Source organism: Promicromonospora sp. NPDC023805, assembly GCF_040639635.1.
Lineage (GTDB): Bacteria > Actinomycetota > Actinomycetes > Actinomycetales > Cellulomonadaceae > Promicromonospora.
Map to the genome: position 1 here is coordinate 23,451 of NZ_JBFAAH010000039.1, position 16,009 is coordinate 39,459.

Genomic DNA, 16,009 nt, shown 5'->3' on the forward strand with positions numbered 1-16,009 from the left:
GTCCTCCTCAAATCCTGGACGGTTCGGGGTGCTGCGGGTGCGGGCCGTCGGCATGGACCGGTCCATGATCTTGCGTAGCAAGACTTGTCTTGCAAGTCTTGCATTGCAAGCCTTGTGACGCAAGGTCCGGATGGCCGTGCTCACAAGGGCCGACGGCGGGCCGGGGTGACGCGGGTGCTGGTCACCGTCCAGGCGGCGACCGTGGCCAGGACCGGTACGGCGATCGCGAGCGCGGCGAGCTGCTGCCAGGGGACGGCGAGCGGAAGGCTGGTCAGCAGCGTCCACCCGACGCCGATCAGCGTGCCCACCACGAGACCGAGCACCGATCCGATCACCGAGATCGTCGCCGCCTGCGCTGCCACCACCCGTCGGCGGGCCGACGGGCCGGCGCCCACCGCGGCGAGTGTCGCCAGGTCGGGCCGGGCGTCGACCGCGGACAGCGCCACCGCCGACCAGGTACCGACGAGCGCGAGGAACACCGCGGCGAGCGCTATCGCGAGGCCCATGACCGGCTGGGCGCCGCCGCTCCACGGTGTGGCGAAGGGCCCCATCACGTTCGAGACGTAGCTATCCGCGTGCTCGCCCGACTCGACCTCGACCGTCAGCCTCCTGGCCGCGTCGAAGCCGACGAGCGCGGCGTCTGCCCGGGCCTGCAGGAGTGTCACCTGTTCGTCCGCCGGGACCGCCGGGTTCTCGATCAGGTACGCACCCGTCGCGGACTCCGCGCCGATCTCGTCCAGGAGTGCCTCCGGCAGGATCGGGAGGTTCGGGAGCCGTTCCTCGGGGCCGCCGACGGCGACCGCAGGGAGCACCACTTCTTTCCGGGGCGAGGCGTCGCTGAATACCGTGCGGACGCTCACACGCGCGTTCCCGTTCTTGTCCACGTACGAGGGCGGCAGCGGGAGGCGTCCGTCGGCGAGCGCCTCCGCGACCTGGTCGAGGTGGTCCTCGGGGATGCCGAGCGCGTGCAGCAGGTCCAGGTCCGACCCGTCGGTGACCACGGGGCCGGGCCACCGGCCGAGATCGGCGAACAGGGGGTCGTCGCTGTCGGCCGCACCGACCGGGCGGACGAACAGGTCGATCAGCCCCTGGCGAGAGCCTGTTCCCGCATCACCGGCGGCGTCGGCTGGAGCCAACGCCATCGGGACGGGCAGGACCGGACCGGCGTCGGGGAGCGCCCCGTCGACGATCTCCTGAAGCCGTTCGGACTCGTCCTTCGAGAAGACCCGCCCGTAGCCCGGTGACAGTGCCACCGTCCCGGTCGAGGCCCACGGCTCGTACTGCGGGAGCTCCATGACGACCTCCTCGGCGTCCAGGTAGGTCAGTGCCGCGGACGCCCCGGCCATGGCGACCAGGACGGCCGCGATGGCCGGCACGGTGCGGGCCCGGTACCGGGCGGCGTCGCGCAGGGCGAAGCGCCAGGTCCAAGGCAGCCGGTGGGCGACCCTGCCGAGCAGGGCGACGATGCCGCCGCAGGCGAGGATGAGACCGAGGTCGGCGATCACGATGCCGGCGGCCAGCCCGACGGCCCAGTTCTGGGTACCCGCGACCACGGCAAGGACGACGCCGCCGACCGCCGCGGCCGCGCCGACGATGGTGGGCCGGCGCGATGTCGTGACCACGGGCCGCCGTCCGGCCAGCACCGTGACCACGTCCGCGCGGGCGGCCCGCCGGGCGGGCGGCCAGGCGGAGGCGACGGCGACCAGGACGCCGACCAGCAGAACGATGACGAGCGAGGCGCCGGGCAGGCGTAGCGCGGGGAGCCGGTCGGGGATCGCCTGGACGAGCACCGCCGCCGCCGCGATCCCCAGGCCCAGGCCGACCACGGACCCGGCTGCCCCGGTGAGCAGCCCGCGGGCGAGCATGACAGCGCGCAGGGTCGGCGCGGACGCACCGTTGACGGCCAGCAGGGCGAGCGACCGTGTGTCGCGCCGTGCCCCCACGGCGAAGGCCGGCCCGATGAGCCAGATCGCCTCCAGGAGCCCGACGACGATCAGCGCCAGGATGACGGCTACGGAGTCCCAGCTGATGTACCCGAGCCCGGAGCCTTCGGCGGACGGGGGCGGGTCGAGAAGTACGTCCTTGCTGGTCACGAACGCGCCGACGGCATTGAGGTTCTGGACGTCGGACCAGGTGACGGGTTCGTGCCCGGTCACGTACCACAGCGGGAAGTCGAAGCGTGCCGAGGTGACCTCCTCCGGCGGGGAGAGCGGCCCGGGCTCCGGCAGGAGGACCGGCGAGATCCTGCTGATGTACCGGGGCGCGATTCCGCTGATGGTCGCGGTGGTCGTCGTTCCGTCCCGCAGCATCACCTCGACGGTGTCGCCGAGGTCGAACCCCAGGTCCCTGTGGTGCTCGGTCACGGCGATCTCGCCGGTGCGGGGGAGCCTGCCCTCCAGGACCGGGATCCGGGCCGCGACGTCGGGCTCGGTGAAGTCGGTCTGGACGGCGACCGACATGGTGGCGTCGTCGCCGTCCTCCAGGCGCACCTGGTCCTTGAGCGCCCGCACCAGCCGGTCCCCGTCGGGCAGGAGGCCCTCGATGTTCTGCTCGAGCTCCTCGTACGACGTGGTGACCAGGTCGTCCTCGTAGTAGGTGTTCCAGCCCACCGGGTTCCAGAACCAGCGCTCGTCCTCCGGCTGCCAGAACTGCTCGACGGGCCCGCCGATGCCCTCGATCTTGGCCTGCAGCCCGGGCCCCAGCTCCGCCTCGACCTCGGCCGGTGCATACCGCTCGTTCGACTCCAGTGCGGTCACCAGGAACGACCCCGCCGCCACGGGCAGTGCCACCATCAGCGCGAGGAGCACCGCCCGCCCGGTGTGCCGGCGCAGGTCGCGCCGCGCCAGCCGGAACGCGAGCCGCCAGCGGCCGAGCGTCTGCCGGTACCGCACACCGGCGGCCGGTCGGTCGCCACCCGGGGCGTGGCCACTCATGCGTCCACGCCCTGCAGCTCGTCGAGGTCCGTACCGAGACCGCCGTCGGTCCCCGCGACGAGGCCGTCGCGCAGGTGCACCGTCCGGTCCGCCCACGCCGCGTACCGCGCGTCGTGCGTGACGAGCAGCCCGGCCGCTCCGGCGTCGACGCGTGCGCGCAGCAGGCGGATCACGGACTCGCCGGTCACGGAGTCGAGCGCTCCCGTCGGCTCGTCCGCCAGCACCAGCCGGCGCCGTCCGACCAGGGCGCGCGCGATCGCCACGCACTGCTGCTGACCGCCCGACAGGTCTTCGGGGAACCGGTCCGCCACCTCGGGCAGCCCGACGTCGGCGAGCGCCGCCTCGGCGTCGGCCCGAGCGGCGCCCGGACGCACGCCGTCCAGCTCGAGAGGCAGCGCCACGTTCTCCACGGCCGTGAGTGCTGGCACGAGGTTCAGGTCCTGGAACACGAAGCCGACGTCCCGCCGCCGCACGGCGGCCCGATCGCGTGCACCCAGACGCGCGACGTCCCTGCCGGCCACGCGCACGCTGCCCGAGGTCGGGCTGTCGAGGCCGCCGGCGATGTTCAGCAGGCTGGACTTGCCCGATCCGGACGGTCCCATGACCGCCACGAGCTCACCCTCGCGGACCGTCAGGTCGATGCCGCGCAGCGCGTGCACCTCGCCGACGCCGTGCCCGTGGGTCCGGGTGATGCCCTTCATCTCGAGCGGGACACTCATCGCGTCATCTCCTTGGTCGGTGCCCCGGTGGGCGTGCTGGGCCTGTTGTTCCCGCCCGCGGTCCTTGCTGGCCCTGCTGTCTCTGTATCTGCTGTTCCTGCTGTGTGTGTTCGCGCCGACCCGTACGCCGCGACCGAGGCCTCGACGTGGTCGAGCCAGCGCACCTCGGCCTCCGCGGCGAAGACCTGGGACTCCAGCACGAGCGAGTGGGCAAGGTCGGTGGCTGGGTCGAGGTCGCGCTTCTGCTTGGTCAGCGCGCGCAGGGCACGCAGCGTCTCGTCCCGCTGTCGCCGCACCACCGCTGCGACGTCCACCCCGGGCACGGTGACCGCGAGGGCGAGCTTGATGGCCAGCTCGTCGCGGCCCGGCCTCTCCCGTCCGACGGCGGTGCTCCACCAGACCTTGGCCTGGGCGATGCCGGCGCCGGTGAGGCGGAACTGCTCGGGTGAGTCCTCCGCGCCGTCGACGGGTTCCACGAGGCCGTCGCGCTGCAGGCGCGCGAGCGTCGTGTAGGCCTGCCCGATGTTGAGCGGCCACGCGCTGCCCGTGCGGCGCTCGAACTCCTGGCGGAGCTGGTAGCCGTGCATGGGCTGTTCGCTGAGCAGTGCGAGGAACCCCTGGCGGATTGACACGAGGCGGGCTCACTCTCCTTGTCGATTGCTTACCGGGTAACTACGTCCCGGCCCCAATAGTTACCGAGTAAGTAGTGGATGTCAACGGAAGCCGGTCCGCCTGCTGGTCACCACTTCCGTCGTCTGCCGGGCTGTGGCACGATGACCCCCATGACGACCCCGCGCTCCACCCTGCGACTGGTGATCATCATTTCTTAGCGCGTCCGGAGACACCCCACCGGACGCGCAGACCTTCCACACTCGGAGGGTCTTTTTTTGTTGGCCCGTCAGCCCCGCTCCAGCGGGCCCGGCAGCCATATCGTCAGCCACATCGTTGGGAGCATCGATGACCACCGCCTCGTTCCAGGTGTACGACACGACGTTGCGCGACGGCGCGCAGCAGGAGGGGATGAGCCTCTCCGTCTCCGACAAGCTCGCCATTGCCGTACTCCTCGACGAGCTGGGCGTCGGCTACATCGAGGGCGGCTGGCCGGGTGCGGTCCCCAAGGACACCGACTTCTTCGCGCGGGCAGCCACGGAGCTCACCCTGAAGAACGCGGTGCTCGCCGCGTTCGGGGCGACGCGCCGTGCCGGGGTCCGAGCGGGCGACGACCCGCAGGTGCGCGCCCTGCTCGACGCCGCGACCCCCGTCGTGACGCTCGTGGCCAAGTCGGACGTGCGGCACGTGGAGCGCGCGCTGAAGACGTCCCGCGCCGAGAACCTGGCGATGATCGCCGACACCGTGAGCTTCCTCGTCGCGGAGGGCCGCCGCGTGGTCCTCGACGCCGAGCACTTCTTCGACGGCTACCGGCACGACGCCGAGTACGCGACGAGCGCCGTCACCACCGCGTTCGAGGCGGGGGCAGAGGTCGTCACGCTCTGCGACACCAACGGCGGGATGCTGCCGACCTGGGTCGGCGAGGTGGTGCGCGAGCTGCGCGCCCGGACCGGCGTCGGCCCGGAGCAGATGCTCGGCGTGCACGCGCACAACGACAGCGGGTGCGCCGTCGCGAACTCGCTCGCCGCGGTCGAGGCCGGCGCGACGCACGTCCAGGGCACCGTCAACGGGTACGGCGAGCGCACGGGCAACGCCGACCTCGTCACCGTCGTCGCCAACCTGGAGCTGAAGGCCGGCATGTCGCTCCTGGCCGACGGCGGCCTGCGGGAGGCCGCCCGGATCTCGCACGCCATCAGCGAGATCACGAACATCTCGCCCTTCGCGCGCCAGCCGTACGTCGGGGCGAGCGCGTTCGCGCACAAGGGTGGCCTGCACGCCAGCGCCATCCGCGTGGACCCCGACATGTACCAGCACACCGACCCCACACTGGTCGGCAACGACATGCGCATGCTCGTCTCCGACATGGCGGGCCGTGCCTCGATCGAGCTCAAGGGCCGCGAGCTCGGCTTCGACCTCGCGGGCCAGGGCGAGCTGCTGTCCCGGGTCACGAACCGCGTGAAGGAGGACGAGGCGGCCGGCTACACCTACGAGGCCGCCGACGCGTCGTTCGAGCTGCTGCTGCGGTCGGAGCTGGGCGGCCGCCCGGAGTTCTACACGGTCGAGTCGTGGCGGACCATCATCGAGACCGTGCCCGCCGGCGCGGCGCCGCCGTCGGTCCACGCGCCGGACGCCGTCGCGGTGGCCGAGGCGACCGTCAAGATCCGGGCCGGCGGCGAGCGCATCGTGACGACGGGGGAGGGCAACGGACCGGTCAACGCGCTGGACCATGCGCTGCGGACCGGCCTGTCCCGGGTCTACCCGGAGCTCAGCCGGTTCGAGCTCATCGACTTCAAGGTACGGATCCTCGACCAGGAGCTCGGTACCGACGCGATCACGCGGGTGCTGATCGAGACCACCGACGGGGAGCACTCCTGGTCCACGGTCGGCGTGGGGCCCAACGTGGTCGAGGCGGCCTGGGAGGCAGTCACCGAGGCGTACGTGTACGGCCTGCTGAAGTCGGGCGTGGAGCCCCGCCTGTAGCAGCGTCCACGAAGTAGAGCGCCTGTCCGAGTCTCCCTGGCAACACTCAGGGAGACTCGGACAGGCGCTCTACTTTGCGGGCCCTGCTACAGGTCAGGCGACCGGGGCCGTCGGGTGTTCCGTCTTGGGCCTGCCGTGGTCGAGGCGCTGGTCACGGACGGCTTCGAAGGTCGCCTTGATGGCGATCGACGAGCGGTCGTACGTGCGCTGAGCGACGCGGACGAACAGGTAGTCCACGACCGTGAGCTGCGCGATGCGGCTCGACATGGCCCCGACCCGGAACTGGGTCTCGCGGGCCGTGGTGGCCAGGACGACGTCGGCCACCTGACCGATCGGCGCGTCCGGGAAGTTCGTGATCGCCGCGGTGAGCGCGCCGCGCTTGCGCGCGATCTCGAGCGCCTGGTTGGTCTCCCGCGTCTGGCCCGAGTGCGAGACGGCGATCGCGACGTTGCCCGGCTCGAGCAGCGCCGACGAGGCGAGCTGCTGGTGCGGGTCGGGCGATGTGAACACGAAGACGCCGATGCGCTGCAGCTTCATCGCCAGGTCGGCGGCGGCGAGGTTGGACGAGCCGACGCCGTAGACGTCTACCCGCTTTGCCTCGGCGATGGCCGTGGCCACCCGCTCGATCGCGTCGGTGTCGATCATGCGGGCGGTCTCTTCGATGGTCCGCGCCTCGTGGAACGCGATCTTCGAGACGACGGCCTCGATGTCGTCGGTCTGGTTGATCTCGCCTTCGGCGATGCCGGACCGCTCCATCTCGACCTCGCGCCGGCTGGTCGCCTGGGCCAGGTCGATCCGGAACTCGGGGTAGCCCGCATAGCCGACGGCACGGCAGAACCGCACCACTGTGGCCTGTGACGTGTCCGCGTGTCCGGCGAGCTCCGTGATGGTCGACTGGACGACGGTGTTGGGGTCGTCGAGGACCGTCTGAGCCACTCTGGCTTCTGCTGGTCGCAGCGTCGGTAGTGCGCGCCTGAGTCGGACGAGGACGTCACCTGTCATGTCGCATCTCCCGGGTTGGGGGTGGTGGGGCTGGGGCTCGGAAACATACACCCGTACCGGGGATTCGGGCATGACGGGGTAGTGAAGGAAAGCAGCAGTGACGGACCGTCGGTCACTGAAGCTCGTCACCAGGCAGTTCGGTGGCCGAGAGCTCTGCGGCGAGGATCTCCTTGGCGCCGGTGTCTTCCGGAGCCTCGTGCAGAGTGTGGTGGCCGTCGACGCGGACGGTCAGCCACGGGCGGAAGCCACCGACCGAGTGCGGCGCGTTGGTCAGGCGCCGGGCCAGGGTGAGCGCGCCGTCCAGCGGCGTGCCGCCGCTGGGCACGAGGGAGACGTCGGGCCGGTCCTCGGAGAGGTGCTTGGTCAGCGACACCGTGAGCGGTGACTCCTCCTGCACCAGGCGGCCGGTCGTGGAGGCGAGCGGCGGGATCCCGCGGCCGAGCGCGCTCGAGAGCGTGTCGGCGAGGTGCCGCCCGGCCTCTTCGAGGATGCGGATCGACGTCGGGTCGCCCTCGGCCGCTGCGATGATGACCTCCGGGGCCATCGAGGCGAGCTGCTTGGCGCGCTCCGCGTTCTTGTAGAACTGGTTGGGCCAGCTCTCGATGAGGCCGAACTTGGCGACCGCTGCTTCCAGCAGGCGCTTCGAGGCGCCGCGGCTCGCGCCGTCGTGGTACCGACCGGCGGCGCGCAGTGCCTCGCCACCCACCCAGACGCCGGCTCCGAGGTCGCCGAGCAGGTGACCCCAGCCGTCGGCACGACGCCAGCGGTTCACACCGTCGAACCCGAACGCGACAGCGCCGGTTCCGACGGAGAGCACGGCACCGGCGCGCCCGCGGAGGGCTCCGATGTGTGCGGTGAGCGCGTCACCGGCGACGGCGGTCCGGTTGGTCCGCAGCTCGCGGGCCAGGATGTCGTGGATCTCCATGGGCTTCTCGACCAGGGAGGTCAGCCCTGTGATGCCGACGGCGGCGGACGAGACGGGAGCGGTGCTGCCGTCGCTCATGCCGTCGTGGCCCATGCGGGCGGCCCACGCGTTGAAGGACTGGCACAGCGAGGCGACGACAGCCGCGGCATCGCTGCCGTGGTGGTTCACCTTGACGGCGCGGCCGGTCAGGCTGATGCGCTCGGGGTGTGTTGAGTTGCCGAACTCTGCGACAAGGCGCGACCCACTACCGCCTACGTCGAGAGCGACGACCCAGGCGTCGATCGCCGCTTCATCAATACCCAGTGCGAGTTCGGACACGTGGTCATTCTGACACGGAACCGGGGCAAGGATGTCTAAAGAAAGGAGGAAATTCTGGTCTGTTCTGCCGCGCCATCTTGCCAAATGTCGGTTGTGTCCGACCGATGTGCCCGACGCCGGAGTCGCACCTTCCGTACCAAGGGCGGGTCCGGCGCCGGACACCGCAGGCGCCGTCGCCTACTGTGAACACGTGCGAGGAGAGTTCAAGGTTCCACACGGAAAGCTGGTTCGTGTCGAGACCGAGGTGGCCGACACGGACGGGTCGGCCGGCCGGCTGACGGACACGAGGGTGAGCGGGGACTTCTTCCTCGAACCCGACGAGGCCCTCGAGGCCATGGGCGAGGCCCTCGACGGCCTGCCTGCGGACGCCTCCAAGGCCCAGCTGGCCGAGGCCGTGCGAGGGGCGCTGCAGGGTGCCACCGCAGTAGGTTTCGACGCCGATGCGGTGGCCATTGCCGCCCGGCGGGCGCTGGGCCACGCGACCGCCTGGGAGGACCACGAGTTCCAGGTCATCCGCACCCCCGCGGTGTCGCCCCTGCTCAACGTCGCGCTCGACCAGGTGCTGACCGAGGAGCTGGGTGCCGGACGGCGCGGGCCGACCCTCAGGTTCTGGGAGTGGGACGAGTCCGCCGTGATCATCGGATCGTTCCAGTCGCTGCGCAACGAGGTCGACGTCGAGGGCGCCGCACGGCACGGGGCCCGCGTGATCCGGCGGATCTCCGGGGGTGGCGCCATGTTCATGGAGCCCGGCAACACCATCTCGTACTCCCTGTACGTCCCGGGCTCGCTCGTGGACGGGCTGAGCTTCGAACGGTCCTACGCGTTCCTGGACGACTGGGTGATCGGCGCCCTGCACGGGCTCGGCATCGACGCCGCCTACGTGCCGCTCAACGACATCGCCTCGCCGGCCGGCAAGATCGCCGGCGCCGCCCAGAAGCGGCTCGCCGGGGGCGCCGTCCTGCACCACGCGACGATGGCCTACGACATGGACGCCGACAAGATGACCGACGTGCTGCGGATCGGGCGCGAGAAGCTCAGCGACAAGGGCACCCGCAGCGCGAACAAGCGCGTGGACCCGCTGCGCTCCCAGACCGGGCTCGACCGGACCGCGGTGATCGACGCCCTGGAGGCCTCGTTCCGTACGCGGTACCGCACGGTGACCGGCGAGATCACCACCGAGGAGTGGGCGCTCGCCGAGGGTCTGGTCGAGTCGAAGTTCGGCACGCCGAAATGGACCGCGCGCGTGCCATAGGCCCCATCTCGCGATGACCAATCACAGTTTGGTAACAGCCCTAGCAGATCATTCCTCACGTCAGTAATCTCCACGCAATGCCGCGTATTGGGAATTTCATTTCTCAGTAATTTCACCTGGCTACTCTCGCGGCGCTCAGCGCAGGATCAGCGGAAGGAAGCCGAACGATGACTCGAGCGATGCGGCGGCCCATAACGGCGGCCACAGGTGCACTGCTTCTCGCGGCGACGACGGCGGCGTGCGCCAGCGAAAGCGGTGACGGCGACGGAGACGGCTCCCTCAGCGTGTGGATCATGCAGGGCACGAACCCGGACGCCGAGGACTTCTTCGCAGACGTCTCCGCCGCGTTCGAGGGGGAGACAGGCGCGACGCTCGACGTCGAGTTCGTCGAGTGGGGCGACGCGCACGACCGCTTCGTCACCTCCATCGCCGGCGGCACCACCCCCGACGTCGCGGAGACCGGCACCACCTGGACCCCCGAGTTCGCCGACGCGGGCGCGCTCGCGCCGCTCGACGCGTACGTGGACGGTGCCGGGATCGGTGACGACCTGGTCGAGGGTCTCGTGGAGGCCGGGACCTACGACGAGCAGCTCTACGGCATGCCCTGGTACGCCGGCGTGCGCTCGCTGGTCTACAACACGGAGATGTTCGAGCAGGCAGGCGTCGAGCCGCCCACCACGTGGGCCGAGATCGAGGACGCCGCGGCGGGGCTCGAGGAGGAGTACCCGGACAAGATCGCGGTGGCCGTACCGGGTGACGCCGAGTTCACGGTCTACCCGTGGGTCTGGGGTGCGGGCGGCGAGGTAGCCACGCTCGAGGGCGACACCTGGACGTCGGGCCTGGACAGCCCCGAGTCGCAGGAGGGCATCGAGTTCTGGACCGGGCTGGCCACCGAGGGCGGCTACTCGTCGGAGGGCGCCACCACGTGGCGCGAGACCGACGTGCTCGACGCATTCGCGGCGGGCGACGTCGGTATGGCGGTCATGGGCTCGTGGACGCCGGGCGCGATCGTCGACGCGAACCCCGACATGGAGGGCAAGTTCGCCGCCGTGCCGATCCCGGGCAAGGACGGCGGCATCGCCCCCTCGGTGCTCGGCGGCTCGCACCTGAGCATGTTCGAGACGGCGGAGGACAAGGACCTGGCCTTCGCGTTCATCGAGATGATGACCACCGGCGAGTTCGCGCAGCAGTGGGGCGAGCAGTCCGGGTACTTCCCCGGCCAGGTCTCCCTGCTGGACGAGACCCTGGCGAGCACCGACCCGCTCGTGGCGCCGTTCGCGCAGCAGTTCGTCGAGGGCGGCGCCTCCGTGCCGGTCGCGCCCACCTACGGCGCGGTGCAGGCGAAGCTCACCACGAGCACGATGATGCAGTCGATCCTCTCCGGGGACGCGGACGTCGCGGTAGCGAGCAAGGCGGCCGCCGAGGAGATGACGAGCGTGCTGAACGGGTCTGAGTGACCCAGCACGTGACCCAGCAGACGACTCAGCCGCTCACGCAGACCCGCCGGCGGGAGAAGCTGCCGCGGCTCAGCCGGGCCAGGGCCGCCGTCGTGCGGCCCTGGCTGCTGCTCGCCCCCGCGCTCGTGGTCCTGGCGGTGCTGCTGCTGTGGCCGCTGGTGCGGGTGTTCCTCTTCTCCCTGCAGGACTACGGCCTGCGCGAGATCACGACGGGCGAGCCGAACTGGATAGGCACCGCGAACTACGCCGAGATCCTCAGGTCCCCCGAGCTGTGGACGGTGGTGCTGCCCAACACCGTCGGGTTCGCCGTGCTGTCCGTGGCGGGCACCGTCGCGTTCGGGACCGGGGTGGCGGTTCTCCTCGCGTCGCTCGGCACCTTCTGGCGCACCGTCACGTCCAGCGCGATCATGGCGGCCTGGGCCATGCCCGCGGTCACCGGCACGTACGTCTGGGTCTGGATCTTCGACGCCGACCGCGGGGTCTTCAACGACGTCCTCCTGGGCCTCGGCCTGCTGGACGACCCCACCAACTGGTTCACCGACCGGTGGTCCTTCTACGCCATCGTGCTGCTCAACGTGATCCACCACGGCTTCCCGTTCGTGGCGGTCACGGTGCTCGCGGGGCTGCTCGGCGTGCCGAAGGAGATGCTCGAGGCCGCCGAGATGGACGGCGCCGGGTCGTTCCGCCGGTTCTTCTCGATCATCGTGCCCCAGCTGCGGCAGGTGTTCGCCGTCGTGATCATCCTGTCGACGATCTGGGACTTCAAGGTCTTCGCGCAGGTGTACCTCATGCCCGGCGGTGCCGGATCGAACCGATCAGTGCTCAACCTCGGGGTGTGGTCGTACGTCGAGTCGTTCGGGCAGAACAGGTACGGCTTCGGCTCGGCGATCGCCGTCCTGCTGACCCTGCTGCTGCTCGCCGTCACAGCGGTCTACGTGCGCACCGTGCTGGCGGAGGAGGAACGATGAGCTCACGGCGCTCGCCGCTGCGGCAGCTCGGCAAGGGTGTGCTGGTCGCGCTCCTGCTCGTGTTCACCCTGTTCCCCGTCTACTGGATGCTGAACAGCTCGCTCGACGCGCGGGCCGGGCACACCAGCAGCTTCTGGCCGGCCGAGCCCACGCTCGACCACTACGTCTTCGTGCTCACCGAGGGCGGCTTCGGCACGTTCCTGCGCAACTCCCTGCTGGTGGCGCTCGGCACTGTGCTGGTCTCCTCGGTGCTTGCCCTCCTCGCGTCCGTGGCCGTCGCGCGGTTCCGCTTCAAGATGCGCACCCAGATCCTCATGCTGGTGCTGATCGTGCAGATGGTGCCGCTCGAGGCGCTCGTCATCCCGCTGTTCGTCCAGGTCCGTGACCTGCGGCTGCTGGAGACCCTGATCGGCCTGGTCGTCGTGTACGTGGCGCTCGCGCTGCCGTTCGGGATCTGGATGCTGCGCGGCTTCGTCGCGGCGGTCCCGATCGAGCTGGAGGAGGCCGCCTACCTCGACGGCGCGAGCTGGGGCCGGATGTTCTGGTCGGTCCTTCTGCCGCTCGTGGCGCCGGGACTGGTCGCGACGAGCATCTTCAGCTTCATCACCGCGTGGAACGAGTTCATCTTCGCGATGACGATGCTCGGCGGCGCGACGGAGAACTACACGGTCGCGATCGGCCTGCGCTCGTTCTTCGGCGTCCACTCCAACGACTGGGGCGCCATCATGGCGGCCTCCACGATCATCACAGTGCCCGTCATGATCTTCTTCATCCTGGTCCAGCGCCGCCTCGCCTCGGGTCTGACCGCGGGGGCCGTCAAGGCATGACGGCCGAGCACACCGGTCCTGTTCGCGCTGTCTCCCGCACCATCTCCGGCACCGTCTCCCGCATCGAGCGCGCGATCAACGGCGTGCTGCTGCCAGGCTTCGAGGGCGTGCGCGTACCGGACTGGCTGGCCGACGCCGCCCGCGCCGGCCTGGCCGGCGTCGTCTACTTCGCGCGGAACACGCCGGACGTCGCCACCACCGCCGCGCTGTCCGCCGCCCTGCACTCGGTCTCGCCCGACCTGCTGATCACCGTCGACGAGGAGGGCGGCGACGTCTCGCGGCTCGAAGCGGCCACCGGGTCGTCCCTGCCCGGGGCGGCGGCGCTCGGCGCCTACCCCGGCGGCGGCACCGTCTCCCTGGACGCCGGCCGGGCACTGGGCCGGCTGCTGGCCGCGACCGGCATCGACCTGCTCCTCGGCCCCGTGCTCGACGTCGTCTCCGAGCCGGACAACCCGGTGATCGGCGTCCGCGCCTTCGGGACCACGCCCGACGCCGTCGCCCGGCACGGCATCGCGTTCGCCCGCGGCGTGCGCAGCGCGGGCGTGGGCGTCTGCGGCAAGCACTTCCCCGGTCACGGCGCCACCACCGTCGACTCCCACGTGGGGCTGCCGGTCGTGGACGAGCCGCTCGACGTCGTCCGCGCGCGCGACCTCCTCCCGTTCGCGCGCGCCCTGCGGCCCGAGGGGCGGGACGTCGGCCAGTCGGCCCTCGACGCGGTCATGACCGCCCACGTGCTCTTCCCCGCGCTCGGCCCGGCGCCCGCCTCCATCGAGCCGGCCGCCACGCGGCTGCTCCGCGAGCTCGGCCACACCGGCCCGATCATCACCGACGCCCTCGACATGGGCGCCCTGCGCCAGCTCACCGGCTCGGTGGGGGAGGCGGCCGTCCGCGCCGTCGAGGCCGGCGCCGACCTGCTCTGCCTGGGGCTCGACCCGGCCCTGTACACCCAGTCGTACGACGCGCTGAGCCGGGCCGTCGCCGCCGGACGCCTGACCGTCGAGCGGCTCGAGGAGTCGGGGGAGCGCACGCGGGAGCTCGTGGCGGCGCTCCGGGACCGGCGAGCGGCGGCCGGTGCGGCGACCGGCGTCCACGCCGCGCAGGAGGCGCTCGCGGACCTGTCGGTGCTCGGGGCGCACATCGCGGACGCCGTCGTGCACGTGCGGGGCGGCCGGCTGGTGCCGCTCGCGCCGGACGCCGAACCCGACGTCGTCGACCTGCGTACCCGGCTGGACCATGCCGCCGGACGCACGGCCCGGCACGTGCAGTCCGCGGTCGCGGCGGTATGGCCGGGCGCCAGGCTGCTGCGGGGTCCGTCGCCGGGCGAGGCCGCTGGCGAAGAGGTCTCCGGGCCGGGGTCTGCGGAACTTCTTCACGACGAATCTGGACTTGCGGTGCTTATTGCCCGAATCTCCCGGTACGGTGTATCGGCGGATCTCGACAGAACTGGTGTCAAACGTGGCGCAGAATTTCCTGGGGGCGTTCCCCGGGACGCGCCCCGCTCCGAGCCACTCGTCGTGATCACCCGTGAACCCGTCCTGGGTTCGGTCGAACGTGCCCGCCTGGAACGGCTCTGGGCGGTCCGGCCGGATCTCGTAGTGGTCCACACGGGGCTTCCCGGACCGGTGGACGACTGGTTCGGGACGCTGAGTGGTGGTGGCCCGGCTGTCGTGGTGGCGTGCGGGACCGGACGAGCGAACGCGGCGGCTGCCGTCGAGCGTCTCCGCGGACCCGTGGACCGGCGGGACAGCGAAGAACAGCGCAGCAGCGAGCAGTGAGAGCAGCCATGAGCGATGAGCAGTACGGGTTCCAGAAGAGGGACCGAGACCTACAGCAGGACAGAGACCGACAGCAGCACCGAGACCAACAGCGCAGCGTCCAACAACGCGGTGCAGGTAATGAGAGAGGGGCCCGCCGATGATCGCGGAGGCTGGATTCGAACGGCATGCACAGTCGTTGCCCCGCCCGGTCTCACCCACCGAGGAGCGCAACCCGCGGACCCGCGACATCGACGTGGTCTCCACGGCCGAGATGGTGCGCATGATCACCGACGAGGATGCCGCAGTGATCGCCGCGGTACGCGCCGCGCACCCGCGCATCATCGAGGCGATCGACATCGCGGTGGACGGGATCCGCGCCGGCGGACGGGTGCACTACGTGGGCTCTGGCACGTCGGGCCGCATGGGCCTGCTCGACGCCGCTGAGCTCCTGCCGACCTACGGCGTGGGCGAGGAGATGTTCGTGCCGCACCTCGCGGGCGGGCTGAACGCCTTCAAGAAGGCGGCCGAGGGCGCGGAGGACGACATCGCGGCGGGCGGCGCGCTGGTCGCCGACGTCGGGCCGGCCGACATCGTGTTCGGGATCGCCGCCAGCGGTGGCACCCCGTACGTCGGGGGAGCGCTCGACATGGGCCGTGCCCGCGGGGCGCGGACCGTGCTGCTCGCGTCGAACCCCTTCGCCTCCTTGGCGTCGAAGGCGGACATCCCGATCCTGGTGAACACCGGGCCCGAGGCCATCACCGGGTCCACCCGCATGAAGGCCGGCACCGCCCAGAAGATGGTGCTGAACACCTTCTCGACGGCGGTCATGGTGCGGCTCGGCAAGACCTACTCGAACCTCATGGTCGAGGTGCTCGCGACCAATGCCAAGCTGCGCAGGCGACTGGTCCGGCTGCTCACGCAGGCCACAGACCTGGAGCCGGACGTGTGCGAGAACGCGCTGGCCGCCACCGACGGCGACCTGCGGGCCGCGCTCGTGATGCTCGTGGCGGGCGTCGACCGGTCGGTGGCGACGCGGGCCCTGGCCGCCGTCCCGGGCCGGATCGGTGGTCCGTCCGTGCGTGAGGCGCTGGCGGCGCTGGGCATCGACCCGGCGTGACGCGAGGGCCGAGGTGCAGGTCCTCCGGGGTGATCCGGTAGGTCCGCGGTGTCTCGGAGTCGTTGACGACCACCGTCGAGAAGTCCGAGCGGTCGGGCGCCGCGAGCGTCAGGTAGTTCGGGCCGCCGTTGCGGCCGTTGACCGG

12 protein-coding genes are annotated in these 16,009 nt (G+C 71.1%); 7 read left to right on the forward strand and 5 right to left on the reverse strand.

Going from position 1 to position 16,009, the window contains the following annotated elements:
• Positions 1-140 precede the first annotated feature (140 nt).
• The 3 genes from AB0F70_RS25670 to AB0F70_RS25680 are packed head-to-tail and all read right to left on the reverse strand — an operon-like array spanning position 141 to position 4,284.
• Positions 141-2,933, reverse strand: coding sequence for an FtsX-like permease family protein (locus AB0F70_RS25670; protein ID WP_357455503.1), 2,793 nt, complete (start codon positions 2,931-2,933; stop codon positions 141-143).
• Complete coding sequence (locus AB0F70_RS25675) at positions 2,930-3,652, reverse strand: ABC transporter ATP-binding protein (protein ID WP_357455506.1); 723 nt, start codon at positions 3,650-3,652, stop codon at positions 2,930-2,932. The genes AB0F70_RS25670 and AB0F70_RS25675 overlap by 4 nt, the downstream gene beginning before the upstream one ends.
• Positions 3,649-4,284: a PadR family transcriptional regulator gene (locus AB0F70_RS25680; protein WP_357455509.1), complete on the reverse strand. Its 636-nt coding sequence runs from the start codon at positions 4,282-4,284 to the stop codon at positions 3,649-3,651. Before AB0F70_RS25680 ends, AB0F70_RS25675 begins: the two co-directional genes overlap by 4 nt.
• A 325-nt stretch (positions 4,285-4,609) precedes the next feature.
• Here AB0F70_RS25680 and cimA point away from each other — a divergent pair, with 325 nt between their 5' ends.
• The gene (gene cimA / locus AB0F70_RS25685) at positions 4,610-6,241 is read left to right on the forward strand and encodes a citramalate synthase (RefSeq protein ID WP_357455512.1); all 1,632 of its coding nucleotides are present in this window, start codon (positions 4,610-4,612) and stop codon (positions 6,239-6,241) included.
• 93 nt (positions 6,242-6,334) lie between these two features.
• Here cimA and AB0F70_RS25690 read toward each other — a convergent pair whose 3' ends face one another.
• The gene (locus AB0F70_RS25690) at positions 6,335-7,243 is read right to left on the reverse strand and encodes a MurR/RpiR family transcriptional regulator (protein WP_357455515.1); all 909 of its coding nucleotides are present in this window, start codon (positions 7,241-7,243) and stop codon (positions 6,335-6,337) included.
• A 112-nt stretch (positions 7,244-7,355) separates the two neighbouring features.
• On the reverse strand, positions 7,356-8,486 hold the full coding sequence (locus tag AB0F70_RS25695) for a BadF/BadG/BcrA/BcrD ATPase family protein (RefSeq protein ID WP_357455518.1): 1,131 nt from the start codon (positions 8,484-8,486) through the stop codon (positions 7,356-7,358).
• Positions 8,487-8,676: 190 nt separating this feature from the next.
• Between AB0F70_RS25695 and AB0F70_RS25700 the strand changes: the two genes are divergently transcribed.
• The 6 genes from AB0F70_RS25700 to murQ all read left to right on the forward strand — a co-directional run bounded on the left by AB0F70_RS25700 (position 8,677) and on the right by murQ (position 15,864).
• Positions 8,677-9,738, forward strand: a complete 1,062-nt coding sequence (locus AB0F70_RS25700) for a biotin/lipoate A/B protein ligase family protein (RefSeq protein WP_357455521.1) — start codon at positions 8,677-8,679, stop codon at positions 9,736-9,738.
• A gap of 293 nt (positions 9,739-10,031) precedes the next feature.
• Entirely contained in the window at positions 10,032-11,195 is a 1,164-nt protein-coding gene (locus tag AB0F70_RS25705) for a sugar ABC transporter substrate-binding protein (protein ID WP_357455524.1), read from the forward strand.
• A gap of 59 nt (positions 11,196-11,254) precedes the next feature.
• Positions 11,255-12,163: a sugar ABC transporter permease gene (locus tag AB0F70_RS25710; RefSeq protein WP_357455538.1), complete on the forward strand. Its 909-nt coding sequence runs from the start codon at positions 11,255-11,257 to the stop codon at positions 12,161-12,163.
• A complete protein-coding gene (locus AB0F70_RS25715; protein ID WP_357455527.1) occupies positions 12,160-12,990 on the forward strand; it encodes a carbohydrate ABC transporter permease in 831 nt (276 codons plus the stop codon). Before AB0F70_RS25710 ends, AB0F70_RS25715 begins: the two co-directional genes overlap by 4 nt.
• Positions 12,987-14,765, forward strand: a complete 1,779-nt coding sequence (locus tag AB0F70_RS25720; RefSeq protein WP_357455530.1) for a glycoside hydrolase family 3 N-terminal domain-containing protein — start codon at positions 12,987-12,989, stop codon at positions 14,763-14,765. Before AB0F70_RS25715 ends, AB0F70_RS25720 begins: the two co-directional genes overlap by 4 nt.
• A gap of 139 nt (positions 14,766-14,904) precedes the next feature.
• Entirely contained in the window at positions 14,905-15,864 is a 960-nt protein-coding gene (gene murQ / locus AB0F70_RS25725) for an N-acetylmuramic acid 6-phosphate etherase (RefSeq protein WP_357455535.1), read from the forward strand.
• Positions 15,865-16,009: the final 145 nt, after the last annotated feature.

Coding starts and splice junctions, on each gene's coding strand:
- AB0F70_RS25670 (WP_357455503.1), bottom strand. CDS start 2,933: ATGAGTGGCCACGCCCCGGGTGGCGACCGACCGGCCGCCGGTGTGCGG.
- AB0F70_RS25675 (WP_357455506.1), bottom strand. CDS start 3,652: ATGAGTGTCCCGCTCGAGATGAAGGGCATCACCCGGACCCACGGGCAC.
- cimA (WP_357455512.1), top strand. CDS start 4,610: ATGACCACCGCCTCGTTCCAGGTGTACGACACGACGTTGCGCGACGGC.
- AB0F70_RS25690 (WP_357455515.1), bottom strand. CDS start 7,243: ATGACAGGTGACGTCCTCGTCCGACTCAGGCGCGCACTACCGACGCTG.
- AB0F70_RS25705 (WP_357455524.1), top strand. CDS start 10,032: ATGCAGGGCACGAACCCGGACGCCGAGGACTTCTTCGCAGACGTCTCC.
- AB0F70_RS25715 (WP_357455527.1), top strand. CDS start 12,160: ATGAGCTCACGGCGCTCGCCGCTGCGGCAGCTCGGCAAGGGTGTGCTG.
- AB0F70_RS25720 (WP_357455530.1), top strand. CDS start 12,987: ATGACGGCCGAGCACACCGGTCCTGTTCGCGCTGTCTCCCGCACCATC.
- murQ (WP_357455535.1), top strand. CDS start 14,905: ATGATCGCGGAGGCTGGATTCGAACGGCATGCACAGTCGTTGCCCCGC.